Here is a 23006-nt window from a genome sequence, read left to right on the forward strand (position 1 = left end):
ATGGAGCTGCGACATATCCGCTATTTTCTGGCGCTGGCGAATGAGGGAAATTTCACCCGCGCCGCCGCCAAGCTCGGCATCGGCCAGCCGCCGCTAAGCCAGCAGATCCGCGACCTCGAAAACGAGGTCGGCGCGTCGCTGTTTCACCGCGTCCCGCATGGCGCGGAGTTGACGGCGGCGGGCGAGGCTTTTCAGGTCGAGGCCAAGCTGGCCGTGGATGCGGCGGAGAAGGCCAAGCTTGCCGCCCAGCGCGCCAATCGCGGCGAGATCGGCCGCTTGTCGCTTGGCTTCACCGCATCCTCCGCTTTCAACACCATCGTCACCTCGACCATCCGCGAGTTCCGCAACCGCTGGCCGCAAGTGCGCCTGTCGCTGACGGAGATGAACACCAATGCCCTAACGGAACGGCTGATGCGCGGCGAGATCGATGTGGCCTTCATCCGTCCCGGCCTGGAAGACCCGAGCAACGTTCGCCTCAAGCGCTTCGACGACGAGCCGATGCTGATCGCCCTGCCCGCCCATCATCCGCTTGCCGAGAAGGACCGCGTGCCGATCGCGGCGCTTGCGCACGAGCCCTTCATCCTCTTCCCGCGCATGGTCGGCCTCAGCCTCTATGACGATATCGCCGCCGCCTGCCGCGACGCGGGTTTCGAGCTCCTAGTGACACAGGAAGCGCCGCAGATCCCCTCGGTCGTCAATCTCGTCGCCGCCAATCTCGGCGTTTCCATCGTTCCCGCCTCGATCGCCCAGATCAAGCTCGACGGCGTGACCTACCGCCCGATCGACGGGCCGCCGCTGGTGGCACGGCTCGGGCTTGCGGTGCTGAAAGCGCAACGTTCGCCGGTCGCGGCCAATCTGATGAGCCTGATTGCCTGACTACCCCACGGTATCCCAATAGGGCGGATCGCCGAATGCCTTTTTCAGGTGATCGGCGATGGCGCGCAGCTTCGCAGAGGGATTGCGACCCTCCGGATGCGCCATGAAGATGAATTCGGGCTCCGGCCGGCAACCGACATCGATTTCGACAAGCAGGCCCTCGTTGACGGACGGACCGGCGATAAAGGCCGGCAGCAGCGCGATGCCCAGCCCCGCGATCGCCGCATCGCGGGAGACATCGCCATTGTTGATGCCCAGCGCCAGCTGCCCCCTGACGATGACAGCACCCTCCAGCCCCTGGAAACGCCAGTCCGCAACGCCACGATTGGTGTAGAAAATTCCCCGGTGGTTCTCGAGATCGGACGGCGAGGCAGGCATGCCGTGTTGCCTCAAATAACCAGGCGAGGCAACGAGAAGCCGGCGGCTGCGGGCAAGCGGCCAAGCGACAAGACGGGAATCGGCAATCAACCCGTGCCGGATGATCGCGTCATAACCATCGGAAGCGGCATCGACGCGGCGGTCATCGAGATCGAGCGTCAGTTCGATCTCGGGATGATCGGCCAGGAAGGGATAGAGCGCCGGGCCGAGATGCATGCGGCCGAAGGTGACGGGGGCGGCGATCCGCAGCGGTCCGGCAAGCGTGCCGCGCCGCTCGGCAAGGTCGGCTGCGGCCTCATGCACCTCGCGCACGATCCGCGTCGCCCGCTCCAGGAAGACGGTGCCGTCTTCCGTCAGCGTCAACTTGCGCGTTGTGCGATGCAGCAGCGTGGCACCCAGCGTCTTCTCCATCTCCGCCAGTCGCTCGCTGACAACGGATTTCGATAAGCGCAGCCGGCGCGCGGCCTCGCTGATCGATCCGGCCTCGGCAACCGCTACAAAAGCAGTGAGTCCTTCAATCTTGAGCATCGTTCGGTAATTCCGAATTCGAGTTCCACGATTTGAAGACTAATCCGAACGATCGAAAAAGGCCATCTTCCATGCATCGGACGAAACAACGGACACGTCCTCACACAGGAGATGGAACAATGAACCGCTTGAATGGAAAAGTCGCGATCGTCACCGGCGCCAGCTCCGGCATCGGCCGCGCCACCGCAAAGCTCTTCGCCGCTGAAGGCGCGAAAGTGATCGTCGGTGCTCGTCGTGGAGTGGAACTGGAAAGCCTCGTCGCTGACATCAAGGCCGCAGGCGGTGACGCAGCGGCTCTTGCCGGTGATGTGCGCTCGGAAGATTATAACAAGGCACTCGTCGCCCTTGCGGTCGAGCGATACGGCAAGCTCGATATCGCCTTCAACAATGCCGGCACGCTCGGCGAAGCCGGCCCCAGCACCGAGGTTTCGGAGGCAGGCTTTGCCGAAGCGCTGGCAATCAACCTCACCGCCTCATTCCTCGCCGCCAAGCATCAGATCGGCGAAATGATCAAGCATGGCGGTGGCTCGGTCGTCTTCACCTCGACCTTTGTCGGCTATACCGTCGGCTTCCCGGGCGTAGCCGCCTATGCCGCCAGCAAGTCCGGCCTGATCGGCCTGACGCAGACGCTCGCCGCCGAGTTCGGCCCACAGAATGTGCGCGTCAATACCATACTGCCAGGCGCTGTCGATACCGATATGTATCGCGAGATGAACGACACCCCCGACAAGCAGGCTTTCGTGACCAATCTGCATGCGCTGAAGCGGGTCTCCCGCCCCGAAGAGATTGCGCGCTCGGTCCTCTACCTCGCCTCCGATGATGCGAGCTTTGTCACTGGCACGGCCTCACTGGTCGATGGCGGCGTGTCGATCACGCGGACCTAACCGCTTTCGCGGCGGCATGAAGACAATGAAGACAGGCCGCGGATTCCTCTCGCGGCCTTTCCGTTCAGAACATCGTATTCGTGTTCATCGACTTCTCCGGGATCGGCTGGACCGAGTCCCAATGCTCCTCGATCTTGTTGTTCTCGACACGGAAAATATCGACAATGGCGCTACCCCTGTCGCCGGGTTCGCGAACGGCGTGAACCCTCAGGATCACATAATCGCCATCGACCATTACCCGGGTAATTTCGCTCTTAGAATGCGGATAGTTTTTCTTCAGGAACTCGATGAAACCGCGCAGACCCTCGGGGCCATCGGCGGCGAGCGGGTTGTGCTGAATATATTTTCCGAGATATTTGGAGGCGGCATCGAAATCCTTGTCGTTCAACGCCTTCTGATAGAAATCCAGAACGATTTCCTTGTTCTTCTGCTCTTCCGGCGAATAGGCCCGCTCGGCCAGGGCAGGCATGGCAGCGGCCAGAATCGGTAGAGCGATCATCACGACCTTCATAAGCTTCAAGGCTTTACTCCTTTGGCGAACATTCTCTCAATGCTCGCCGACCCGGCGAAGCGTCGCAAGTGACAAAGCCGTGATTTCCCGCTGACCACGACTGGCGATTGCCTATTGTCTGCCAAAGGCTTAGGCTCGCAGCCATAAAAACAAGCGACGGGTTCGAGCCATGGTTCTCGCGGGAAAACGCATTCTTCTGATCATTTCCGGTGGTATCGCGGCCTATAAGAGCCTCGACCTCATCCGACGGCTGCGCGAGCGTGGCGCGAGCGTCCGCCCGGTCATGACGTCGGGCGCCCAGCAATTCGTCACGCCGCTTGCCGTTGGCGCGCTGGCCGCCGACCATGTCTTCACCGACCTATTCTCACGACAGGACGAACAGGATGTTGGCCATATTAGGCTGGCGCGGGACTGCGACCTGGTGCTGGTGGCCCCGGCCACCGCCGATCTGCTGGCGAAGATGGCGAATGGGCTGGCGGATGATCTTGCCTCGACGATCCTGCTCGCCACCGACCGGCCCGTGCTCGTGGCGCCCGCCATGAACCCGAAAATGTGGGCGCATGCGGCAACGAAGCGCAATGTCGAGATACTGCGGGGCGACGGCATCCGCTTTATCGGCCCGATGGTCGGCGAGATGGCTGAGAGCAAGGAAAGTGGCGCCGGCCGCATGGCCGAGCCGCTGGAGATCGTCGCCGCCGTCGAGATGCGGCTGGATAGTGGAGCAAGGCCGCTTGCTGGCCGGAAAGCCGTGGTCACGTCGGGTCCGACGCATGAGCCGATCGACCCGGTGCGCTATATCGCCAACCGCTCGTCGGGCCGGCAGGGCCACGCTATTGCTTCGGCGCTTGCGGCCCTTGGCGCTGATGTCACCCTCGTCTCCGGCCCCGTCACCATCCCCGATCCAACCGGCATGCGCGTCGTCCATGTCGAACGGGCGGACGAAATGCGCGATGCCGTGCTCTCAGCCCTCCCCGCCGATATCGCCGTTATGGTTGCCGCCGTTGCCGACTGGAAGGTGGCCTCTGCCGCCGACCAGAAGATCAAGAAACATCCCGGCGAATCCATTCCCACGCTGGCGCTCACTGAAAATCCCGACATCCTGAAGACCGTGGGGCATCACACGCAGCGGCCGAAGCTCGTCATCGGCTTTGCCGCCGAAACACAGGATGTGGAGAGCAACGCTAAGGCGAAGCTGGAGCGTAAGGGCGCTGACATCATCGTCGCCAACGACGTCTCGCCCTCAACCGGCATCATGGGCGGCACGCGCAACCGTGTGAAACTCGTCCGTCATGATGGCGTGGAGCAATGGCCCGATCTCGACAAGGACGAGGTGGCGGCACGGCTGGCGGCGCTGATCGCCGAACAATTCAGGCAGGGATAGCGGCAGCCGTGTTGGGCGCGGCAGAGGTACGCTTTTCCGGCTGGAAGGGCGTGATGTGCACGCCCATGTCATCGATCAGCACGGCGCTTCCATCCGGAATTTCCGTCCAGGCATCGACATCGTCGTTCAGTGGCTCGGACACCAGGCAATAGCCTGACCCGACAGGCGAGGCATAAAGCGTCGGCGCCTTGCGGTCGGTGGCGTAGCGCACCGCATGCAGCGACTTTCCATCGGAAAAGGCTGCGGTGAAGCGCACCAGCGCCGAACCGGTCAGATGGACGGAGAGGCCCTCGACGAAGCTGATGGTCTCGGAGATTGCCGCCACCGGGTTGGTCGTGAGGCCGAACTGTAGCGCCAGCAGGAACATCAGCTCGGAATCGGTCGTGCCGCTACGCGCCTGAAACAGGTGATCGTCGAGCATGGCCTCCATCGGCCGGCGCAAGCGGTCGAAATTGGAAATCTGGCCGTTGTGCTGGAAGGCCCAGTTCTCATGCACGAAGGGGTGGCAATTGTCGCGCCGGGTGCCGCCGCCGGTCGCGGCGCGGACATGGGCGAGAAAAAGCGGCGAGCGGATCTGCCGTGCCAGGCTCTTCAAATTGCAGTCGGACCAGGCCGGCAGGATATCGCGGTAGCGGCCCGGTTCCGGCCGGTCGCCATACCAGGCGATCCCGAAACCATCGCCATTGGTCGCCGTCTTGGCGCGCGTGGCGCAATGGGATTGCTCGATCAGGGAGTGCGCAGGCGAAGACACCAGCTCCTCCAGATAGAGGGGGTCTCCACGATAGGCTGCCCAGCGACACATATGTCTTTTGCTCCAATTCCCGCTGGCTTCCTGTCTCGCGGGAGAATGTCAAATCTAAGGACGATTGTTCAGCCGAATGGGTAATAAATTGTTAATTTCCGGCTGCTTCGACTATCAAGATGACAGATATTTGACGCATCGTCCGATCACGTTTTTGCATCGCAACATTTTTCTTTTGTGAACGAGGCCATTCGCAACAGGACGTTTTAGGCCGCCTTGCCACGTAGCTTGATGAAAATATTGGTATGGCCTATATTGCAGGAGTGAGGGGCGGGTTGCAGCCCACCCCTCGTTTGTTTAGCTCAAGAAATTGACCCGGACCTCAAGCTGCCAGCTGGTCCGGGTTTTTCTTACGCGAAACGTGATGCTAAGTGGAAACCACATAGCTCACCTCCTCATTGAACGGCGAGGCCGATCGCCACGGTCGAGGTTGCCCATCTCCCCCGATCCTGCCCGCCGGCACGAACAGGCGCTGCTTCCACCGTCAACTACCGCGATCAATATCACGCATAAGTTGAACTATCCATTGCGTTTCAATGCGAAAAGAAGCGCGAAACGCTTCTTCCACCCACCCTCTTGCATCCGATGAAATTTGAGCTACGTTAAGTCTATTATCAACGTAACGAAAGGAAGGTGATCCAATGTCTAGTGAGATTTCGGTCCTCGTATCAGGCATGGAAATGGTTGTGAGCGTAGCGGGGCAGCCCTCGCTCTGATCAGAGCCTTCCGGAAGCGGTCTACGCTTCAGGCCAGTTACGGGCCAAAACTCATGGAAGGGTCGCTTCGTGCGGCCCTTTTTTGCGTCTATTGACTGCCGCTATCACGGCATCCAAGACTGGTGTTCTCCAAGATAAACCGTATCGCGGTCGCTTTTTTACTTGTCGAATGCGAAGAGCGCCTTAGCTAACCCTGTATGACTTACAAGGAACAGCCCGAACAGGGCGAAGCCGAACCGGCGCCGTCGAACGAACCGGCGCTCACCGCACTCTCATTGTATCCTGACCAATGGGCACTGTTTCTCGACATCGACGGAACGTTGCTCGATCTCGCCGAAACGCCCGAGGCGATTGTCGTTCCTCCGTCCCTGCCCTACGCCCTGCAGGCCCTTTCCCGCAAGCTCGGCGGCGCTCTGGCGGTGGTGACCGGACGCTCGGTTGCCTTTGTCGATCCCCTCTTCGCCCCCTTCCACTTTCCGGTCGCGGGCCTCCACGGCGCTGAACGACGCGATGCGGATGGACGATTGCGGCGGGCGCTGATCCCACCGGCCTTTCAGGAAATGAAGAGTGCGATTACGCGGGAGGCGGAAGCCTGGCCCGGCGCGATTGTCGAAGACAAGGGCGCCGCCATCGCTGTTCACTACCGGCAGGCGCCGGAACGCGCAGCCGACATCGACGAGGCGATGCAACGCTATCTCGAGGAAGCCGGCACCGACTGGGCCTTGCAACGTGGCAAGTCGGTCGTCGAGATCTGCCCGGCGCGTGCCGGCAAGGGCCATGCCATCGAAGCCTTTCTCGACGAGGCGCCCTTCATCGGGCGAAAACCGCTTACGATCGGTGACGACGTCACCGACGAAGCCATGTTTGCCGCCGCCAACCGCCTCGGCGGCCAATCCGTGCGCGTCGGCCCGCCAAACGGCAAAACGCTGGCGCGTGCATCCATTTCCTCGCCTGCGCGTTTAAGAGAGATACTCGCGTCCCTCGCGGCATAGGCAGTTTCGCTGCCACTTGCCGCATCAGACTTGAAAGGACCGCCCGTGAGCCGTCTCATCGTGATTTCCAACCGTGTCTCCGTTCCCGACAAAAAAGGCACCGCCGCCGGGGGCTTGGCCGTGGCCCTACGCGCAGCCCTTGAAGAGCATGGTGGCATCTGGATGGGCTGGTCCGGCAATTCCAGTGGTGACAAGGAGCCGGAGCCGCTGGTGATGACGGACCACGGCAACATCACCTATGCCCTGACCGATCTCACCCAGACCGACGTCGAGGAATATTACCAGGGTTTCGCCAACCGCGTGCTCTGGCCGATTTGTCATTACCGGCTGGACCTTGCCGAATACGGCCGCAAGGAGATGGATGGCTATTTCCGTGTCAACCGCTTCTTTGCCCATCGCCTCGCGCCGCTGATCCAGCCGGACGACGTCATCTGGGTGCATGATTATCATCTCATTCCGCTGGCCGCCGAGCTCAGGCAAATGGGCCTGAAGAACCGTATCGGCTTCTTCCTGCACATCCCATGGCCGCCGGCCGACGTGCTTGCCATCATGCCTGTACATCAGGAGATCATGCGCAGCCTCTCCGCCTACGATCTTCTCGGCTTTCAGACGGACCATGACCTCGAAAACTTCGCCAGTTGCCTCAAGCGCGAGGAAATCGGCGACGAGATCGGTCCCGGCCTTTTCAGCGCCCATGGCCGGACATTCCGCGGCGGGGCCTATTCGATCGGCATCGAGACCGCCGCCTTCGCAGACTTCGCTCGCAAGGCGGCGAGCCATAGCATGGTGCGCAAGGCCCGGCAGAGCATCGAGGGGCGCGACCTGATCATCGGCGTCGACCGGCTCGACTATTCCAAGGGAATCACCCAGCGCATCGAGGCTTTCGAGCGTTTCCTTGGCGATAATCCCGCCTATCAGAACCGCGTGACCTACCTGCAGGTTACGCCGAAATCGCGCTCCGAGGTGCCGGAATACGAGGCGATGCAGCAAGCGGTCGCGGAACAGGCCGGTCGGGTGAACGGCGCGATTGGCACGGTCGACTGGGTGCCGATCCGCTATATCAACCGCTCGATCAGCCGTCCGGTGCTGGCCGGCCTCTACCGACTGGGCAGGATCGGCCTGGTGACGCCGCTGCGCGACGGCATGAACCTCGTCGCCAAGGAATATGTGGCCGCGCAGGACCCGGACGATCCCGGCGTGCTGGTGCTCTCGCGTTTCGCAGGCGCGGCGCGCGAGCTGAAGGGCGCGCTGCTGGTCAATCCCTATGACATCGAGGCAACCGCCAACGCCATGGCGCGCGGGCTCACCATGCCGCTGGAAGAACGGCAGCAGCGCTGGCGGGGCATGATGGATCATCTTCTGGAATATGATGTCGCACGCTGGTGCAATGATTTTCTGAAGGACCTGACGGAAGAGGCGAAGCCGCCGGTCAATCAGGTGACGTTGCGGCTGGTTCCGTGAGCAGCCATTCCGTCAAGCGCCCGGCATGCATGCCCGGCGACTTCGGCGGCAGAAGCCAGTAACCGCGATCCGGTGCCTCCAGCATCGGGCCGGCGGTTACCAGCATGCGCCCGGCCAGAAGCTGATCCACCAACCCCATCCAGCCGAGCGCCAGCCCCTGTTCGCCAATCGCCGCCTGCACCACCAGCGAATAGGTGTTGAACCGCAGGTCACCTTGGCCGGCATGGGTGTCGCGGCTGATGCCAAGTTCGGTGAAATAACTCTTCCAGTCAAACCAGGGCGATGGCGCTTCCGTGTCCAGATGTATGAGCCTTGCCCGCGCCAGATGGACTGGATCGCTGAAAGGGCCGTATTTGTCGATGAAGCCCTGCGCGCAGACCGGCGCCACCTTCTCGGGCAACAGCAGCACCGCTTCGGGGCCAAACTCCTGACGGATGCCGAAGACGACGGCGACATCGCCGCTGTCCGATTGGCCGCGTTCCTGCCGCTGCGTGGCGACGATCTGGATATCCAACTCCGGATAGGCCAAGCGAAACCGATGCATGCGCGGGATCAGCCAGAGTGCAGAGAAGGCATAGTCAGTCCGCAGCCGCACCATCGGGCGCTGCGCCTCGGCGTGAAAGCTCTGCACCAGAGAATCGACGCCGACGACCACCTTTTCGGCGATCTCCAACAGTCGACGGCCTTCCGCCGACAGTTCGACACCCCGATGCCGGCGATGGAACAGGGTGATACCCATCTGCTCCTCGATCCGCCGGATCTGATAGCTAACCGCCGGCTGGGTCAGACTGAGGCTGGCCGCCGCAGATGACAGGCTGCCTGAACGCGCCACCTCGACAAAAATTCGCAGCCATCCGAGATCCACTGGCCGCTCAGCCATAAAATTTCCTTTTGGTATTCATCGAAAAAAGCAAGCTTTACAGGCCCGATGCTACTGATGTTCAATAAAATCAGCAAATAATAAGAGAGGATCGTAAAGACCTCTTCCGGCCTCCCATCCCGCCCAAGGAATTCCCACAATGGCGCGTCCGAATATTCTTATCCTGATGGTCGATCAGTTCAACGGAACCCTCTTTCCCGACGGGCCGGCCGATTTTCTGCATGCGCCCGCGCTGAAGGCGCTGGCGGAACGCTCCGTGCGCTTTGCCAACAGCTACACGGCAAGCCCGCTCTGCGCCCCGGCCCGCGCCTCCTTCATGTCCGGGCAATTGCCGAGCCGCACCCGCGTCTATGACAATGCCGCCGAATTCGCCTCCGATATCCCGACCTTCGCCCATCACCTGCGCGCCGGCGGCTACCAGACGGCGCTTTCGGGCAAGATGCATTTCGTCGGGCCGGACCAGATGCATGGCTTCGAGGAGCGGCTGACCACGGACATTTATCCCGCCGACTTCGGCTGGACCCCGGACTATACCAAGCCCGGCGAGCGCATCGACTGGTGGTATCACAATCTCGGCTCCGTGACCGGCGCCGGCGTCGCCGAGATCACCAACCAGATGGAATATGACGACGAGGTCGCCTATCACGCCACTCGCAAGCTGCTCGACCTGTCGCGTGGCCACGATGAGCGGCCCTGGTGCCTGACCGTCAGCTTCACCCACCCGCACGACCCCTATGTCGCCCGCCGCCGCTTCTGGGATCTCTACGAGGATTGCCCGGCACTCGATCCCGAGGTCGGCGAAATCCCCTTCGACCAGCAGGATCAGCATTCGCAACGGTTGATGAAGGCCAGCGATCACGAAGCCTTCGACATCACGCCGGAACAGGTCCGCCGGGCGCGGCGCGGTTATTTCGCCAATATCTCCTATGTCGACGAGAAGATCGGCGAAATCCTCGATACGCTGGAGCGCGGCCGCATGGCCGACAACACCATCGTGCTCTTCGTCTCCGACCATGGCGATATGCTCGGAGAGCACGGGCTGTGGTTCAAGATGAACTTTTTCGAAGGCTCGGCTCGCGTGCCGCTGATGATCGCCGCTCCCGGCTGGAAAGCAGGACGCATCGACCAGCCGGTCTCAACCCTCGACGTGACGCCGACACTGGCCGGTCTTGCCGGCATCGATATCGCATCGCTCCGCCAATGGACCGATGGCGAGGACCTGGCTCCCCTCGCCCTTGGTACGGGAAGCCGTGGACCGGTGCCGATGGAATACGCCGCAGAAGGCTCCGAAGCGCCGCTCGTCGGCCTGCGCGACGGCCGTTACAAGCTGGTGCTCTGCGACAAGGACCCCGCCATGCTCTTCAATCTCGAGGCTGATCCCAAGGAGCTCACCAATCTCGCCGGCGATCCCGCCCATGCGGAAAGCCTGGCGCGGCTGACCGCGCAGGCGATGCAACGCTGGAATCTCCCCACCTTCGACGCCGCCGTGCGCGAGAGCCAGGCACGGCGATGGGTGGTCTATGCGGCGCTGCGCAACGGTGCCTATTATCCCTGGGATTACCAGCCGCTGCAGAAGGCTTCCGAGCGCTACATGCGCAACCATATGGACCTGAACGTGCTGGAGGAGAACCAGCGTTTTCCGCGCGGGGAATAAGCTTTCTTGTGGCCGGGCTTTGCCGGAGACGATATGGTCCGGCCAACATCAGGGAGAAAAGATCATGAAAATCAGCGCACGCAACCGCCTCAAGGGCAAGGTCGTCGAAGTCACCAAGGGTGCGACGACCGCGCATGTCCGCATCGATATCGGCAACGGCTCGATCGTCACCTCATCGATCACCAACGAGGCCGTCGACGAACTGGGCCTGACGGTCGGCGCTGATGCCTATGCCGTCATCAAGGCATCCGACGTCATGGTCGCCGTCGACTAAGTTTCCCGCTTTTGGCAATAATGCGCCGTTCCCTCGTCGCCAGTCTGGAAATCGCCAGGCTGCGGTGGCGCGATCGGCTTGAACAAAGTCCGGTCCGGCTTCAAATCCAGAAGCGGCGTGCCGTCGAGGCAATCGAGGCCGCGCACGAGAAGCACCGCGCCCTCAACCGCTTCCAGCTTGACGATGGAGGTGCCGATCGGGTTCGGCCGCACCGGCGAGCGCAGCGAGAACGTGCCGTGCACCTTGCCGCTGTTGGCTGGGCTTTGCAGCACGAGATCGCGGCGTGAGCGGTCCAGCCAATAGAGAATTTCCAGCCGCTCGAAAGCCTCCACGCCCTTCAGCGCCGGCACCCATGGCTCGAAAATCTCGATACGGCAAATCGGCCCGTCATGCCGCCCCTGGCGCGGCGTCTCCATGCGCGACGTCCAGGGCGTCGAGATACGGCCGATGAAGACGAGACCGGCATCGGTCGCGGCCGGCGGTTCGACCACCACCTCGTTTTCGCGGATTTCATTCTCGCGGACCATGGTTTCCCCCTTCCGGAGCAAGAGTATTCGGCGGCTTGGCCGATGTGGTTATGAAATCGATGAATGCCCTGAGCGGAGCGGGCACAAGGCGCCGCCCGGGATAATAGAGAAACGGCCCGGAGAAGGACTGCCACCACGATTCGAGCACGGGTTCGAGCGCGCCGCTGTCGAGATGCGGACGCAGCCATTCCTCGAAAAGATAGACGATGCCGGTGCCGGCGATCGCAGCGTCCACGACGAGATCGGTCGCGCCGCCGATGCTGACGATGAGCGGGCCTGTGGGAGTGATCCGCACGATTTCGCCGTCACGCTCGAACTCGCAGGGCGGCATCAGGCCGCTGGAGAAACGACCACGAAGACAGGCGTGATTGATCAGCTCGCTCGGATGCTCCGGCCTGCCATGAAGGTCAAGGTACGAGGGTGAAGCGGCAGTGGCGAACCGCTGGGTGCGAGGCCCGATCGGTATGGCGATCATGTCCTGCTCCAGCCGCTCGTCATAGCGGATGCCGGCATCGCAGCCGGCTGCGAGGACATCGACGAAACCGTCTTCGGCGATGATCTCCAGCTGGATGTCGGGATAGGCGGCGAGAAAGCGCGGGACGATGGCAGGCAGCACAAGCCGCGCCGCGCTGATCGGCACGTTCAGCCGCAGGGTTCCAGCCGGCTTGTCGCGGAAACCATTGACCACGTCGAAGGCCGCCTCCATCTCCGACAGCGCGGGACCGAGCCTTTCCAGCAATCGCTCTCCCGCCTCGGTCGGCACGACGCTGCGTGTCGTTCGATTGAGCAGGCGCACGCCAAGCTCGGCCTCAAGGCGGCGGACCGCCTCGCTCAAACCAGAGGGACTTTTGCCGCTCAGGCGCGCGCCCTCGCGAAAGCCCTTGGCACGCGCCACGGCGACAAACGCGCTCATGTCCAGCAGATCGATCTTCACTGTTCGCTACTCCGCACAGCCTGTGCGGATTGTACCGGATTATCATACAGGCCAACAATGCCTATTTCTGGATGGACGGCAAAAAGGAGATACCCCATGTCCAGCATCGACCACTCCGGAACATTCACCCTTGGCGATCGCACCGTAAAGCGGCTCGGTTATGGAGCCATGCAGCTCGCCGGGCCTGGCGTGTTTGGGCCGCCTCGGGATCGCGACGCGGCGGTGGCCGTCCTCAGGGAAGCCGTTGCGAGCGGCGTGAACCATATCGACACCAGTGACTTCTACGGCCCGCACGTCACCAATGAAATCATCCGCGAGGCGCTCCACCCCTATCCCGACAATCTTGTCATCGTCACCAAGATCAGCGCTCGTCGCGGAGCGGACGGTTCGTGGATCCCGGCGATGTCGCGCGAGGAACTGACGCAGGCCGTGCATGACAACCTGCGCAATCTCGGCCTCGATGTGCTTGAGGTCGTCAATCTTCGTAGCATGCTCGATGTGCATGGCCCGGTCGAGGGATCGCTCGAAGCACCCCTGACGGTGCTCGCCGAACTCCAGCAAAAGGGCCTGGTGCGCCACATAGGGCTCAGCAACGTCACGCCAACGCAGATCGCCGATGGGCGCAAGATCTGCGAGATCGTTTGCGTGCAGAACTTCTACAATCTGGCACACCGCAATGACGACGCCCTGATCGACGCGCTTGCTCGCGAGGGCACCGCCTATGTGCCGTTCTTCCCGCTTGGCGGGTTCAGCCCGCTGCAATCGTCGACCCTCTCCGACGTTGCCGAACGCCTTGGGGCTACCCCCATGCAGGTCGCGCTCGCCTGGCTGCTTCGCCGCGCGCCCAATATCCTGCTTATCCCCGGCACCTCCTCCGTCGCCCATCTGCGGGAAAATCTGAAAGCGCCCGACATCAACCTGCCGGACGACGCACTGGCACAACTCGACGGCGTCGCGAAGGCCAGCGCGGCCTGAGAGCCGGAAGCTCCCGTTCCACGATCCCCTAAATCACGCCGCCTTGACGGCGTGATTTTCTTTGATGCCGAGGCAGCGCTTCGGCGGCGGCCGGCAGAATGCCGACAAACGCAAACGCTAGAACATCACGAAACTATGTTTTCCGGCATTGTTGAAAACCCTAAAAATCCTCCATCACCGAAGCGCAATTCGAAGCCAGCGCCCAACGCTCCGACGACTGTTCAGCCAGTGCCGCCAACGTGACCCTTGCGAATTTCGCCAACAGGATCGCTTCTCCCTCGCTCATCGCCTCGGCAAGGGAAGCGTTGACCGCCTGCTCGATGACGCAGTTCGGATTGTCGCCTGCGAGGCCGATCGAGAACAGCTGTGGTGCCCCCAATGCATTATGGATATCGAGCAGCGTGATCTCCTCCAGCGGACGCGCCAACACCCAGCCGCCGCCATGCCCCTTTTCGGAGCGGACATAACCCTCGTCCCGAAGTCCGGCCATGGTTCGGCGCACCACGACGGCATTGGTGCCGAGCATCGCCGCAATGGCTTCGGAGGTCGCAGCGCCTTCATGGCGATCCATGTGGATCAGCACATGCAGCATGCGGGATAGGCGAGTGTCGTGTCTCATTGGCGCGGTTCCGATCGTGTCCGGGTAGCGCCCAGATCTACCAATAATACGATCATGCAACAATAGGAGTTGCATAACTATTGACGCCGCCAATCATGTAACATAAAAAGTATCATGATATTGTGCCGGCCCTTGCCGGCGATAGAGCAGAACGAGCACGAAAGGCTGATTTCCATGTACTTCGATGTCATCATCATCGGCGGCAGCTATGCCGGCATGTCCGCGGGCCTGCAGCTTGCCCGCGCCAGGCGGGATATTCTGGTGGTCGATGCGGGCGAAAGACGCAATCGCTTCGCTGCAAGCTCGCACGGCTTCCTTGGGCAAGACGGCCGCGATCCCGGCCTGATCGCCGCCGATGCACGCGAGCAACTGCAGCGCTACCCGACCGTCCATTGGTTGAACGCCAAGGCGCAATCCGCCAAGCGGATCGAAGGCGGATTTTCCGTCTCGATCGGCGCGGGAGAGCTATTGAAGGGCAAGCGCCTGATCCTTGCGACGGGTGTCGTCGATCGTTTGCCGGCCATTCCCGGCCTGCAGGAGCGCTGGGGGAAATCGGTCTTCCATTGCCCCTACTGCCATGGCTACGAACTCGATCAAGGGCGCATCGGTGTGATCGCATCCTCGGAGCTCTCCATGCATCATGCCTTGATGCTTCCCGACTGGGGCACGACAACGCTTTTTACGAACGGCGTCTTCACCCCCGATGCCGATCAGTCGTCGCAATTGCGCGCACGCGGGGTGACAATCGAGACCGCACTGGTTCGCGAGATCCGCGGCGATCGCGCCGATGTGGTGCTGGAAGACGGCAGGATCATTGCGATGGACGGCTTGTTCACCTTGACCCAAACCTCTGTGCCAACACCATGGGCGAAACAGCTCGGCTGTGCCTTCGAGGACGGGCCGGTTGGTCGCTTCATCAGCACCGACGCCGTCAAGCAGACGACCGCCAACGGCGTGTTCGCCTGCGGCGACGCGGCAAGAGCCGTTGGTTCCGTGGCGCTCTCCGTGGGCGACGGGGCGCTTGCCGGCACGGCAGCCCACCGATCTCTCATGTTCGACAATGATTGAGTCAGTAGCCCCAAATATCACGCCGCCTTGAAGGCGTGATATTCCTTGATGGCGACCATTTTGATAGCCGGGTAACGTTCTGCTTCATAGCGTAGCGAGAAGCCGTCCTGGGCGAGGAAGACCGGGTCGCCGTCAAGGTCGCGGGCGATGTCGCCGCGGCGCGCGGTGAGGAATTTGTCGAGGTCGGCGGCCTGGTCGGACGAGATCCAGCGGCAGACGGAAAAGCGTGACATTTCGAAGGAGACCGGCAGGCCGTATTCGGCCATCAGCCGCTCCTTCAACACGTCGAGCTGCAGCGCGCCGACGACGCCGACGATGGCGGGCGAGCCGTCTTCCGGCGAGAAAAGCTGCACAACGCCCTCTTCCGCCATCTGCTGTAGCGCTTCCTTCAGCTTCTTTGCCTTCATCGCGTCTTCGAGACGCACGCGGCGCAGGATTTCCGGCGAGAAGTTCGGCACGCCTTGGAACACCAGGGATTCGCCTTCCGTCAGCGTATCGCCGATACGGAGCGTCCCATGGTTGGGAATGCCGACCACGTCGCCGGCATAGGCGGTGTCCGCAAGCTGACGCTGCGAGGCGAAGAAGAATTGCGGCGCTGTGAGGCCGAGCTGCTTGCCGGTGCGCGACAGTCGCGCCTTCATGCCACGCTCGAGCTTACCAGAGCAGATGCGCGCGAAGGCGATGCGGTCGCGATGGTTCGGATCCATGTTGGCCTGGATCTTGAAGACGAAGGCCGTCATCTTGTCGTCGGTGGCGTGAACCGTCCTGATATCGGCGACCTGGTCGCGCGGCGGCGGCGCGAATTCGCCAAGCGCGTTGATGAGGTCGCGAACGCCGTAGTTGCGCAGGGCCGAGCCGAAGAAAACCGGAGTCATATGGCCTTCCAGGAAGGATTCTCGATCGAAGGGACGGCAGGCTTCGATCGCCAATTCCGTCTCGTCGATGAAGCCCTGACGCTCGTTTTCCGGCAGCCTGCCGGCCACGGCCTGCGGGCCATTGACGGGGGTTGGCGCCACCTCGGTATCCGAACCGCGAACGGTATTGTCGGCCAGATGATAGGAGCCGCAGAAGCTCTTCGCCCGGCCGATCGGCCAGGTGATCGGCGCGGTGTCCAGTGCCAACTTCTCTTCCACTTCATCGAGAATCTCGAAGGGATCGCGGCTTTCACGGTCCATTTTGTTGATGAAGGTGATGATCGGAATGTCGCGCATGCGGCAGACTTCGAACAACTTCAGCGTCCGCGGCTCGATGCCCTTGGCGGCGTCGATGACCATGACGGCGGCGTCGACGGCCGTCAGCGTGCGATAGGTATCGTCAGCGAAGTCTTCGTGGCCGGGCGTATCGAGAATGTTGAAGACATTGCCTTCATATTCGAAGGTCATGACCGAGGTGACGACCGAGATGCCACGTTCGCGCTCGATCTTCATCCAGTCGGAGCGCGTCTGGATGCGATCCTTCTTCGCCTTGACTTCGCCGGCAAGCTGAATGGCGCCGCCGAACAGCAGCAGCTTTTCGGTGAGCGTCGTCTTGCCCGCGTCCGGGTGGGCGATAATAGCGAATGTGCGGCGGCGGGAGACCGCCTCGGCGAGACTTTCGGCCATGCGTGTGAATCCTGTGAATTGCGGCCGTATCTAGCGACTCAAGGCCCGGATTGCAATTGACCTTGGGCGCTCACGCGCAAACTAATGCCGCATGACCATTCACACCGATACGCGCCCGACGCTGAACCTCATCCGCCTTGCCCATGGCCAGGGCCTCGACCTGCCCGCCTATGAGACCAAGGGCGCGGCCGGCATGGACCTGCGCGCGGCAATCGAAGACGGCAAAACGCTGACCATCGCGCCCGGCAAGCGGGCGCTGGTGCCATCAGGCTTTATCTTCGAAATCCCAGAGGGTTTCGAGGCACAGATCCGCCCACGTTCGGGCCTCGCCTTCAAGCACGGCATCACCTGCCTGAATTCGCCCGGCACGATCGACAGCGACTATCGCGGTGAGGTGCATGCATTGCTGATCAATCACGGCGAGGAGCCGTTCGAGATCACGCGCGGCATGCGTATTGCCCAGGTGGTGATCGCGCCGGTGACGCAGCTGCGTGTCGCGGAGATCAGCGAAGTCAGCGAAACGGCGCGCGGTGCCGGCGGTTTCGGCTCGACCGGCGTGTGATGGCGGATCTAGGGCAGCAGTTCGGACTGACCTTCCGGCAGGACTACTTTGCCGATCCGGTCGCCTGGGCTGGCCTCGTCGATCTGCTGCGCGACACCTTCTCCATCGATATCAGCCTACAGGATCAATTCGGCGGCCCGGATCCGTCCAGCATGCCGTTCGGCTATTTCGACGCCGATGGCCGCTGCGTCGCCAATTTCAGTGCCTTTTCCATGCCGCTGATCATCAATGGCCGCACGGTCAAGGCAGCGGGTTATCAATCCGGCGCGGTCCGCCCCGAATGGCGCGGGCGCGGGCTTTACCGCGACCTGATGCAGCGGGCCTTTGCCCGAACCAGGGCCGAGGGCTTCGAACTCGATATCCTGCTGACGGACAAGCCGGTCCTTTACGAGACCTATGGTTTCAAGACTGTTCCGCAACGCATCTTCGCTGGTCCGCCGCCGAAAATGATCGGGCGGTTCCCACGCGCAAGACCGCTCTCCCTGGAGGATGCGGGCGACCGTGATCTCCTGAAGACGCTGCTGCAAAGCCGCGTCCCCGTTTCCCAACGCTTCGCCGTTACCGGCCAGATGGAGATGTTTTACCTGAATGCCTGCTTCGATCCGGATATCCGGCTGACATTGGTTGAGTATACAACTGTTGTCGCCTGGAAATTCGATGGTCGCACTACCCGGATACTCGATGTCGTCGGCAAGAGCATTCCGTTTCTGGAGGCGATACAATCCGCCCTTGGCGTTCCCTCCATGCGGATCGAGGTTTGTTTCCCGCCGGACCAGCTGGACTGGCAGGGCATGGCCGAGCCCCACCAGGGTCACACCTTCCTGATGATGCGTGGCGATGTCGCCGATGACATCGGCGGACCCATCATGCTCGCGCCCATGGCGGAGTTTTAGCGCGAAAGCGGCGGCAGCCGGCGTTTGACCGGAGTTGCCTTGATCATCGACGTATTGGTTTCAGCGCGTTCGGTGATCTTGTCGAGGATACCGTCGAGGTCGCCCATTGAGCGGACCACAAGCCGGCCGATGAAACAGTCTTCGCCAGTGACCTTGTCGCATTCGATGAACTCCGGCGTCTCCTGAATGATGCGCTCGACCACATGCAACTGACCAGGCAAAGGCCGGATGCGGACGATTGCCTGCAAGGGATAGCCGATCGCTTCCGGCGTGATATCCAAGGTGAACGCCGCAATAACGCCGCGCTCCTCCAGCCGGCGCAGGCGCTCGGCGGCACTTGGCGAAGACAAGCCCGCCACTTCCGCTAGCTCCTTCAGCGAAATCCGGGCATTGCGCGCGAGCGCTTCCAGCATCCGCTGATCGATCGCATCAAGCCCCATAGCGGCATTAGGTATACCCATATTCCTGCCTCATATAATTAGGTCAACAGCCCATTAGTCTTTATTCATCCTATATCATCCAGTCACCCGCGGCAATATTATCAGGCTCGGCAAACGGGAGTCCGGACAATGAACGAGATAAGACGCGGCACAGTGGAAATGACGGCGGCAATGCTGATTTCGGGGACGATCGGCTGGTTCGTGCTGATGTCCGGGCAACCTGTCACGGGCGTCGTTTTCTGGCGCTGCCTGATCGGCGCACTGACGCTTCTTGTCATCTGCGCAGCCATGGGCCTCTTGCGTCCCGGCATCCTCAGCCTGCGGACCTTCGCGATTGCGGTTGGCGGCGGCATCGCCATCGTCCTCAACTGGCTGCTACTATTCGCCGCCTATTCGCATGCTTCCATCTCGATCGCCACCACCGTCTACAACACCCAGCCTTTCATGCTGCTCGGCCTCGGCGCGCTGTTTCTCGGCGAGAAGATCACGCTCACCAAGCTCTTCTGGCTAGGCCTCGCCTTTGCCGGCATGATTGTCATCGTCGAGGGCAAATCCACACAGACCGGAGCTACGGGCAGCTATCTCATCGGCATCCTGCTCTCGCTCAGTGCCGCCTTCTTCTATGCGCTGGCAGCCATCGCCGCCAAATGGCTGAAGGGCACGCCGCCACATCTGATTGCGCTGATCCAGGTATCGACCGGCATCCTGATGCTCGCGCCCTTCACGGATTTCTCCACCTTGCCGCAAGGTGCGGGCGGATGGTCCATTGTGGCGACGATGGGCATCGTCCATACCGGCCTGATGTATGTGCTGCTCTATGGCGCCATCCAGAAACTGCCGACCCATCTGACCGGCGCCCTATCCTTCATCTATCCGATCGCCGCCATCGTCGTCGACCGCTTCGCCTTCGGCCATGTGCTCGGCGTGGCGCAGATCATCGGCGCGGTGATCATCCTGGCGGCGGCGGCAGGCATGAACCTTGGCTGGACGATCCCGCTGCCACGCCATAAAAGCGGTCATCTCCCAAAGGAAGCCGCTGAATGATCACCTGCTATCTCCGCTATACGATCGATCCCTACAAGCTTGCGGAATTCGAACATTACGCCAAGCTCTGGATCCCGCTCGTCAACCGGCTCGGCGGCACGCATCATGGCTATTTCCTGCCGCATGAGGGTGCCAACAATATCGCACTGGCGCTCTTCAGCTTTCCGAGCCTCGCCGACTACGAGACCTATCGGCATAAAATGGCCGAGGATGCCGAATGCCGCGCGGCCTTTGCCTATGCGGAGGAGACGCGCTGCATCCTCAGCTATGAGCGCAGCTTCATGCGGCCGGTTTTCTGATCCTACTTTGTCGGGACGGGGCAGCTTTCCGATTGACCGTCGAGGCCTTCGGTCAGCCGCTCGAAGGCGGCGCTTTGCGATGAACCGTTGCGCGTGATGCGCAAGACGTAGAGCCCATCGAAATCCTTGCCATGCCATTTCGGCACCGCCTTCGCATCACCGCCATTGTCGGCCATCAGCTGGCGGGCGAGATCGACGATCTGCTTGTGTTCCCAGGCGACGAAAACGAGCTTTCCGCGATAATCCGGCTTTTCCAGCGCCGCCTTGAGGCCGTCAACATCGTCATAACCGAAGCTGGTATCAACGGGCAGGCTCAAGGCGATGGCGGTCGGCTCGATGGTCGCGAGCGGCCGGACATAATCATAGGACGTGCCGGAATCTTCCTTTCGCTTCGACGGATCGGGCGCGAAGATCGCCACCGGCTTGCCGAAGAGGCGGGTGAGCACCGGTGGCAGCGCCAATGCTCGATTGAGCCCCTGGCAGCTGAGCTGGCCGAGACCGGCTTCCGGTTTTTCACCGTGGCGCAGGAAGACGATTGTCTGTGTCGTCCCATCTGCCGCCATAGCCATCGACGCGGAACCGCAGAAGGAAGCGAGGCAGAACAACCCGACAACAAGTCGCTGCGGAACCATCCGCACTACCGCTGCGCCTCGACTGCCATGCGGACGGCGAGGCCGGCCAGCACCGTGCCCATCAGCCAGCGCTGCACCAGCATGAAGGCCGGGCGCTGGGCGAAGAACATTGCGATGGAGCCGGCGGTCAGCGCGAAGATGGCGTTGAACGTCAGGCTGATAACGATCTGCGTGAAACCAAGGGCGAGAGACTGGGTAAAGACGCTGCCGGCCGCCGGGTCGATGAATTGCGGCAGCAGCGAGAGGTAGAGGATCGCCACCTTCGGATTCAACAGGCTGGTCACCAGCCCCATGGTGAAGAGCCGCCGCTTGCTGTCCTTGGGCAATTCGCGCACCTGAAAGGCGGATCGGCCACCAGGCTTCAGCGCATTCCAGGCAAGCCAGACGAGATAGGCAGCACCTGCAAGACGAAGCGCATCATAGGCGAAGGGCACGGCAAAGACGAAGGCAGTGATGCCCAGCGCTGCGGACAGCATGTAGAAAACGAAGCCGCAGGCAACGCCGCCGAGAGAGATCAGCCCGGCCGCCGGCCCTTGCGAGATCGATCGCGATACCAGATAGATCATGTTCGGCCCCGGCGTCAGCACCATGCCGAGAGCGATCAGAGAGAAGGCAATCATGCTGGTCAGATGCGGCATCGGAGTCTCCGGCTGAGGGGTGTCAGAAGGCGATTTGGGCTGTTGGAACAAGCTTGATTTCATGCGACCCGGCGTCGAAGCCGTCAAGCAGCATATTGTGATGAGAGACAATTGCCTCGAATGACAGCTTGCCCATATCGGCGGTCGTATGGCCGTCGCTGATCAGTGTCACATCGAAGCCGAGCGAGACCGCGCGCCGCGCCGTGGTGTCGACGCAGAATTGCGTCATGCAGCCGCCGATGATGAGGCGGGTGATGCCACGAGCACGCAGGCGCTGCTCAAGATCGGTCTCGAAGAAGGAATCGGAGCTTGTCTTGTGAACCACGACATCGCCCGCCTCCGGCGCGATTTCCCGGCGCAGCTGCCAGCCCTCACCCCGCTTCGCCAGGCGATGGGCTCCGTGGCCGTCATGCTGGACGATGAAGGAGGGAACGCCGGCGGCACGGGCCTCGCGCTTCAGCGCCGCGAGTTTCGCCACGACCGTCTCAAGGGCGGCATCGATCGCCGATTGGCGCGCTGGCGTGCTAAGGCCGGTCAGGACGGCGTTCTGGAGATCGATCAGGAGCAATGCGGAGGACATAGGAGCCTTATGCAGCGTGGTTTCGACAACGTGGTTCGGCAGGCCGTTAATCCTTTGGTAGTGTATTCGCGCAAGCAGCACAACCGCTTGAAAAGGCAGGAATGCTGAGATAGAGCAAACCTCTGTCTCTGGAGGAAGATCACCATGACGCTGGCAGCCTTGCTCACCTATAGCGGCGCGCTTTTCATCGCCGCAGCCATTCCCGGCCCGGGCGTCATAGCGGTCGTCGCGCGCGCCCTCGGCTCCGGCTTTCGCGAGACCTTCTTCATGGGCCTCGGGCTGGTTCTCGGCGATATGATCTATCTGACCGCGATTATTCTCGGCCTCGCCTTCCTGGCGCAGACCTTTACCGAAGTCTTTGTCGTCATCAAGGTCGCCGGCGCGCTTTATCTTGCCTACATCGCCTGGAAGCTCTGGACCACCGGGCTGATCTCCACCGATGTCGCGGCGAAGAAATCGACCAGCGCCGGCATGTCCTTTCTTTCCGGCCTGCTGGTGACCCTCGGCAATCCGAAGACCATGCTGTTTTATGTTGCGCTGGTGCCGACGCTGATCGACATCGATAGCATCGGGCTTCACGACTATGCAGCACTGCTGGCTATGACCTTCATCGTGCTCCTGGCCGTATTTGTCCCCTATATGCTGCTGGCTTCGCGGGCTCGCGGCTTCCTGAAGAATCCAAAAGCATTGCAGGTTTTGAACCGGGCTGCAGCAGGCGTCCTTGCCGGCACGGCGGCCTTCATCGCCACCCGCGCGGCTTAAAAAAACCTTCCCTAACGACGCCACTTGGGAGATTCTTTTCCCAAGTGGCGCTGGAGCCCAGAGTGGGATCACTCTGGTTTCCGTTACCGTTTGAT

26 protein-coding genes are annotated in these 23006 nt (G+C 61.7%); 14 read left to right on the forward strand and 12 right to left on the reverse strand.

Annotation, left to right across the window (positions count from 1 at the left end):
• Complete coding sequence (locus AC1RO0_RS24140) at positions 1–876, forward strand: LysR family transcriptional regulator (RefSeq protein ID WP_498595129.1); 876 nt, start codon at positions 1–3, stop codon at positions 874–876.
• On the opposite strand, the gene AC1RO0_RS24145 is transcribed toward AC1RO0_RS24140, so the two are convergent.
• Positions 877–1782 (reverse strand): LysR family transcriptional regulator, encoded by a 906-nt coding sequence (locus AC1RO0_RS24145; protein WP_498595130.1) that lies wholly within the window; start codon positions 1780–1782, stop codon positions 877–879.
• A 119-nt stretch (positions 1783–1901) separates the two neighbouring features.
• Between AC1RO0_RS24145 and AC1RO0_RS24150 the strand changes: the two genes are divergently transcribed.
• Positions 1902–2666, forward strand: coding sequence for an SDR family oxidoreductase (locus AC1RO0_RS24150; protein ID WP_498595131.1), 765 nt, complete (start codon positions 1902–1904; stop codon positions 2664–2666).
• A 64-nt stretch (positions 2667–2730) separates the two neighbouring features.
• Here the strand turns inward: AC1RO0_RS24150 and AC1RO0_RS24155 are convergent, their stop codons facing one another.
• Entirely contained in the window at positions 2731–3177 is a 447-nt protein-coding gene (locus tag AC1RO0_RS24155) for a nuclear transport factor 2 family protein (protein WP_498595366.1), read from the reverse strand.
• A 169-nt stretch (positions 3178–3346) separates the two neighbouring features.
• On the opposite strand from AC1RO0_RS24155, the gene coaBC reads away from it, so the two are divergent.
• Entirely contained in the window at positions 3347–4558 is a 1212-nt protein-coding gene (gene coaBC, locus AC1RO0_RS24160) for a bifunctional phosphopantothenoylcysteine decarboxylase/phosphopantothenate--cysteine ligase CoaBC (RefSeq protein ID WP_498595132.1), read from the forward strand.
• Here coaBC and AC1RO0_RS24165 read toward each other — a convergent pair.
• Positions 4545–5360 carry a class II glutamine amidotransferase gene (locus AC1RO0_RS24165; RefSeq protein WP_498595133.1) on the reverse strand — a complete coding sequence of 272 codons (816 nt, stop codon included), beginning with the start codon at positions 5358–5360 and terminating at the stop codon, positions 4545–4547. The two genes, coaBC and AC1RO0_RS24165, sit on opposite strands and share 14 nt — an antisense overlap.
• 913 nt (positions 5361–6273) lie before the next feature.
• Between AC1RO0_RS24165 and otsB the strand changes: the two genes are divergently transcribed.
• Positions 6274–7068 carry a trehalose-phosphatase gene (gene otsB, locus AC1RO0_RS24170; RefSeq protein WP_498595134.1) on the forward strand — a complete coding sequence of 265 codons (795 nt, stop codon included), beginning with the start codon at positions 6274–6276 and terminating at the stop codon, positions 7066–7068.
• A gap of 45 nt (positions 7069–7113) precedes the next feature.
• Complete coding sequence (gene otsA / locus AC1RO0_RS24175) at positions 7114–8529, forward strand: alpha,alpha-trehalose-phosphate synthase (UDP-forming) (protein ID WP_498595135.1); 1416 nt, start codon at positions 7114–7116, stop codon at positions 8527–8529.
• On the opposite strand, the gene AC1RO0_RS24180 is transcribed toward otsA, so the two are convergent.
• Complete coding sequence (locus tag AC1RO0_RS24180; protein ID WP_498595136.1) at positions 8498–9409, reverse strand: choline sulfate utilization transcriptional regulator; 912 nt, start codon at positions 9407–9409, stop codon at positions 8498–8500. The genes otsA and AC1RO0_RS24180 overlap by 32 nt on opposite strands.
• Positions 9410–9548: 139 nt before the next feature.
• Here AC1RO0_RS24180 and betC point away from each other — a divergent pair, with 139 nt between their 5' ends.
• Positions 9549–11063 carry a choline-sulfatase gene (gene betC / locus AC1RO0_RS24185; protein WP_498595137.1) on the forward strand — a complete coding sequence of 505 codons (1515 nt, stop codon included), beginning with the start codon at positions 9549–9551 and terminating at the stop codon, positions 11061–11063.
• 64 nt (positions 11064–11127) lie between these two features.
• A complete protein-coding gene (locus AC1RO0_RS24190) occupies positions 11128–11337 on the forward strand; it encodes a TOBE domain-containing protein (protein ID WP_007702758.1) in 210 nt (69 codons plus the stop codon).
• On the opposite strand, the gene tsaA is transcribed toward AC1RO0_RS24190, so the two are convergent.
• Together tsaA and AC1RO0_RS24200 are read right to left on the reverse strand one after the other, a co-directional pair.
• Positions 11334–11864, reverse strand: coding sequence for a tRNA (N6-threonylcarbamoyladenosine(37)-N6)-methyltransferase TrmO (gene tsaA / locus AC1RO0_RS24195; protein ID WP_498595138.1), 531 nt, complete (start codon positions 11862–11864; stop codon positions 11334–11336). The two genes, AC1RO0_RS24190 and tsaA, sit on opposite strands and share 4 nt — an antisense overlap.
• Complete coding sequence (locus AC1RO0_RS24200; protein WP_498595139.1) at positions 11848–12798, reverse strand: LysR family transcriptional regulator; 951 nt, start codon at positions 12796–12798, stop codon at positions 11848–11850. The genes tsaA and AC1RO0_RS24200 overlap by 17 nt, the downstream gene beginning before the upstream one ends.
• Positions 12799–12894: 96 nt before the next feature.
• On the opposite strand from AC1RO0_RS24200, the gene AC1RO0_RS24205 reads away from it, so the two are divergent.
• Complete coding sequence (locus tag AC1RO0_RS24205; protein ID WP_498595140.1) at positions 12895–13773, forward strand: aldo/keto reductase family oxidoreductase; 879 nt, start codon at positions 12895–12897, stop codon at positions 13771–13773.
• Positions 13774–13933: 160 nt separating this feature from the next.
• On the opposite strand, the gene AC1RO0_RS24210 is transcribed toward AC1RO0_RS24205, so the two are convergent.
• Positions 13934–14392, reverse strand: coding sequence for an Rrf2 family transcriptional regulator (locus AC1RO0_RS24210; RefSeq protein ID WP_498595141.1), 459 nt, complete (start codon positions 14390–14392; stop codon positions 13934–13936).
• 174 nt (positions 14393–14566) lie between these two features.
• Here AC1RO0_RS24210 and AC1RO0_RS24215 point away from each other — a divergent pair, with 174 nt between their 5' ends.
• A complete protein-coding gene (locus tag AC1RO0_RS24215) occupies positions 14567–15460 on the forward strand; it encodes an NAD(P)/FAD-dependent oxidoreductase (RefSeq protein WP_498595142.1) in 894 nt (297 codons plus the stop codon).
• Positions 15461–15477: 17 nt separating this feature from the next.
• Here AC1RO0_RS24215 and AC1RO0_RS24220 read toward each other — a convergent pair whose 3' ends face one another.
• Positions 15478–17061, reverse strand: a complete 1584-nt coding sequence (locus tag AC1RO0_RS24220) for a peptide chain release factor 3 (RefSeq protein ID WP_498595143.1) — start codon at positions 17059–17061, stop codon at positions 15478–15480.
• A gap of 91 nt (positions 17062–17152) precedes the next feature.
• Between AC1RO0_RS24220 and dut the strand changes: the two genes are divergently transcribed.
• Together dut and AC1RO0_RS24230 are read left to right on the forward strand one after the other, a co-directional pair.
• Complete coding sequence (gene dut / locus AC1RO0_RS24225; protein ID WP_498595144.1) at positions 17153–17623, forward strand: dUTP diphosphatase; 471 nt, start codon at positions 17153–17155, stop codon at positions 17621–17623.
• Positions 17623–18516: a GNAT family N-acetyltransferase gene (locus AC1RO0_RS24230; protein ID WP_498595145.1), complete on the forward strand. Its 894-nt coding sequence runs from the start codon at positions 17623–17625 to the stop codon at positions 18514–18516. The genes dut and AC1RO0_RS24230 overlap by 1 nt, the downstream gene beginning before the upstream one ends.
• Here the strand turns inward: AC1RO0_RS24230 and AC1RO0_RS24235 are convergent.
• Positions 18513–18977, reverse strand: coding sequence for an Lrp/AsnC family transcriptional regulator (locus tag AC1RO0_RS24235; RefSeq protein ID WP_498595146.1), 465 nt, complete (start codon positions 18975–18977; stop codon positions 18513–18515). The two genes, AC1RO0_RS24230 and AC1RO0_RS24235, sit on opposite strands and share 4 nt — an antisense overlap.
• Positions 18978–19085: 108 nt before the next feature.
• Here AC1RO0_RS24235 and AC1RO0_RS24240 point away from each other — a divergent pair, with 108 nt between their 5' ends.
• On the forward strand, positions 19086–20000 hold the full coding sequence (locus AC1RO0_RS24240; protein ID WP_498595147.1) for a DMT family transporter: 915 nt from the start codon (positions 19086–19088) through the stop codon (positions 19998–20000).
• Complete coding sequence (locus tag AC1RO0_RS24245; protein WP_498595148.1) at positions 19997–20299, forward strand: NIPSNAP family protein; 303 nt, start codon at positions 19997–19999, stop codon at positions 20297–20299. Before AC1RO0_RS24240 ends, AC1RO0_RS24245 begins: the two co-directional genes overlap by 4 nt.
• Before the next feature lie 2 nt (positions 20300–20301).
• Here the strand turns inward: AC1RO0_RS24245 and AC1RO0_RS24250 are convergent, their stop codons facing one another.
• The 3 genes from AC1RO0_RS24250 to AC1RO0_RS24260 are packed head-to-tail and all read right to left on the reverse strand — an operon-like array spanning position 20302 to position 22149.
• Positions 20302–20937: a hypothetical protein gene (locus AC1RO0_RS24250; protein ID WP_498595149.1), complete on the reverse strand. Its 636-nt coding sequence runs from the start codon at positions 20935–20937 to the stop codon at positions 20302–20304.
• Positions 20937–21569, reverse strand: a complete 633-nt coding sequence (locus AC1RO0_RS24255) for a LysE family translocator (protein WP_498595150.1) — start codon at positions 21567–21569, stop codon at positions 20937–20939. Before AC1RO0_RS24255 ends, AC1RO0_RS24250 begins: the two co-directional genes overlap by 1 nt.
• A gap of 22 nt (positions 21570–21591) precedes the next feature.
• The gene (locus tag AC1RO0_RS24260) at positions 21592–22149 is read right to left on the reverse strand and encodes a cysteine hydrolase family protein (protein ID WP_498595151.1); all 558 of its coding nucleotides are present in this window, start codon (positions 22147–22149) and stop codon (positions 21592–21594) included.
• A gap of 144 nt (positions 22150–22293) precedes the next feature.
• Between AC1RO0_RS24260 and AC1RO0_RS24265 the strand changes: the two genes are divergently transcribed.
• Positions 22294–22911 (forward strand): LysE family translocator, encoded by a 618-nt coding sequence (locus tag AC1RO0_RS24265; RefSeq protein WP_498595152.1) that lies wholly within the window; start codon positions 22294–22296, stop codon positions 22909–22911.
• The last annotated feature ends 95 nt before the right edge of the window (positions 22912–23006 follow it).

Source organism: Rhizobium sp. GW821-FHT14E12, from assembly GCF_058803745.1.

Excerpts from the sequence above, each read along its gene's own strand:
- AC1RO0_RS24190 (WP_007702758.1), top strand. The coding sequence starts at position 11,128 with ATGAAAATCAGCGCACGCAACCGCCTCAAGGGCAAGGTCGTCGAAGTC.
- AC1RO0_RS24180 (WP_498595136.1), bottom strand. The coding sequence starts at position 9,409 with ATGGCTGAGCGGCCAGTGGATCTCGGATGGCTGCGAATTTTTGTCGAG.
- betC (WP_498595137.1), top strand. The coding sequence starts at position 9,549 with ATGGCGCGTCCGAATATTCTTATCCTGATGGTCGATCAGTTCAACGGA.
- AC1RO0_RS24235 (WP_498595146.1), bottom strand. The coding sequence starts at position 18,977 with ATGGGTATACCTAATGCCGCTATGGGGCTTGATGCGATCGATCAGCGG.
- otsB (WP_498595134.1), top strand. The coding sequence starts at position 6,274 with ATGACTTACAAGGAACAGCCCGAACAGGGCGAAGCCGAACCGGCGCCG.
- AC1RO0_RS24155 (WP_498595366.1), bottom strand. The coding sequence starts at position 3,177 with ATGAAGGTCGTGATGATCGCTCTACCGATTCTGGCCGCTGCCATGCCT.
- AC1RO0_RS24220 (WP_498595143.1), bottom strand. The coding sequence starts at position 17,061 with ATGGCCGAAAGTCTCGCCGAGGCGGTCTCCCGCCGCCGCACATTCGCT.
- AC1RO0_RS24245 (WP_498595148.1), top strand. The coding sequence starts at position 19,997 with ATGATCACCTGCTATCTCCGCTATACGATCGATCCCTACAAGCTTGCG.
- AC1RO0_RS24165 (WP_498595133.1), bottom strand. The coding sequence starts at position 5,360 with ATGTGTCGCTGGGCAGCCTATCGTGGAGACCCCCTCTATCTGGAGGAG.
- AC1RO0_RS24265 (WP_498595152.1), top strand. The coding sequence starts at position 22,294 with ATGACGCTGGCAGCCTTGCTCACCTATAGCGGCGCGCTTTTCATCGCC.
- AC1RO0_RS24260 (WP_498595151.1), bottom strand. The coding sequence starts at position 22,149 with ATGTCCTCCGCATTGCTCCTGATCGATCTCCAGAACGCCGTCCTGACC.
- dut (WP_498595144.1), top strand. The coding sequence starts at position 17,153 with ATGACCATTCACACCGATACGCGCCCGACGCTGAACCTCATCCGCCTT.
- AC1RO0_RS24150 (WP_498595131.1), top strand. The coding sequence starts at position 1,902 with ATGAACCGCTTGAATGGAAAAGTCGCGATCGTCACCGGCGCCAGCTCC.
- AC1RO0_RS24145 (WP_498595130.1), bottom strand. The coding sequence starts at position 1,782 with ATGCTCAAGATTGAAGGACTCACTGCTTTTGTAGCGGTTGCCGAGGCC.
- AC1RO0_RS24140 (WP_498595129.1), top strand. The coding sequence starts at position 1 with ATGGAGCTGCGACATATCCGCTATTTTCTGGCGCTGGCGAATGAGGGA.
- coaBC (WP_498595132.1), top strand. The coding sequence starts at position 3,347 with ATGGTTCTCGCGGGAAAACGCATTCTTCTGATCATTTCCGGTGGTATC.
- AC1RO0_RS24255 (WP_498595150.1), bottom strand. The coding sequence starts at position 21,569 with ATGCCGCATCTGACCAGCATGATTGCCTTCTCTCTGATCGCTCTCGGC.
- AC1RO0_RS24240 (WP_498595147.1), top strand. The coding sequence starts at position 19,086 with ATGAACGAGATAAGACGCGGCACAGTGGAAATGACGGCGGCAATGCTG.
- AC1RO0_RS24210 (WP_498595141.1), bottom strand. The coding sequence starts at position 14,392 with ATGAGACACGACACTCGCCTATCCCGCATGCTGCATGTGCTGATCCAC.
- AC1RO0_RS24215 (WP_498595142.1), top strand. The coding sequence starts at position 14,567 with ATGTACTTCGATGTCATCATCATCGGCGGCAGCTATGCCGGCATGTCC.
- AC1RO0_RS24205 (WP_498595140.1), top strand. The coding sequence starts at position 12,895 with ATGTCCAGCATCGACCACTCCGGAACATTCACCCTTGGCGATCGCACC.
- AC1RO0_RS24230 (WP_498595145.1), top strand. The coding sequence starts at position 17,623 with ATGGCGGATCTAGGGCAGCAGTTCGGACTGACCTTCCGGCAGGACTAC.
- tsaA (WP_498595138.1), bottom strand. The coding sequence starts at position 11,864 with ATGGTCCGCGAGAATGAAATCCGCGAAAACGAGGTGGTGGTCGAACCG.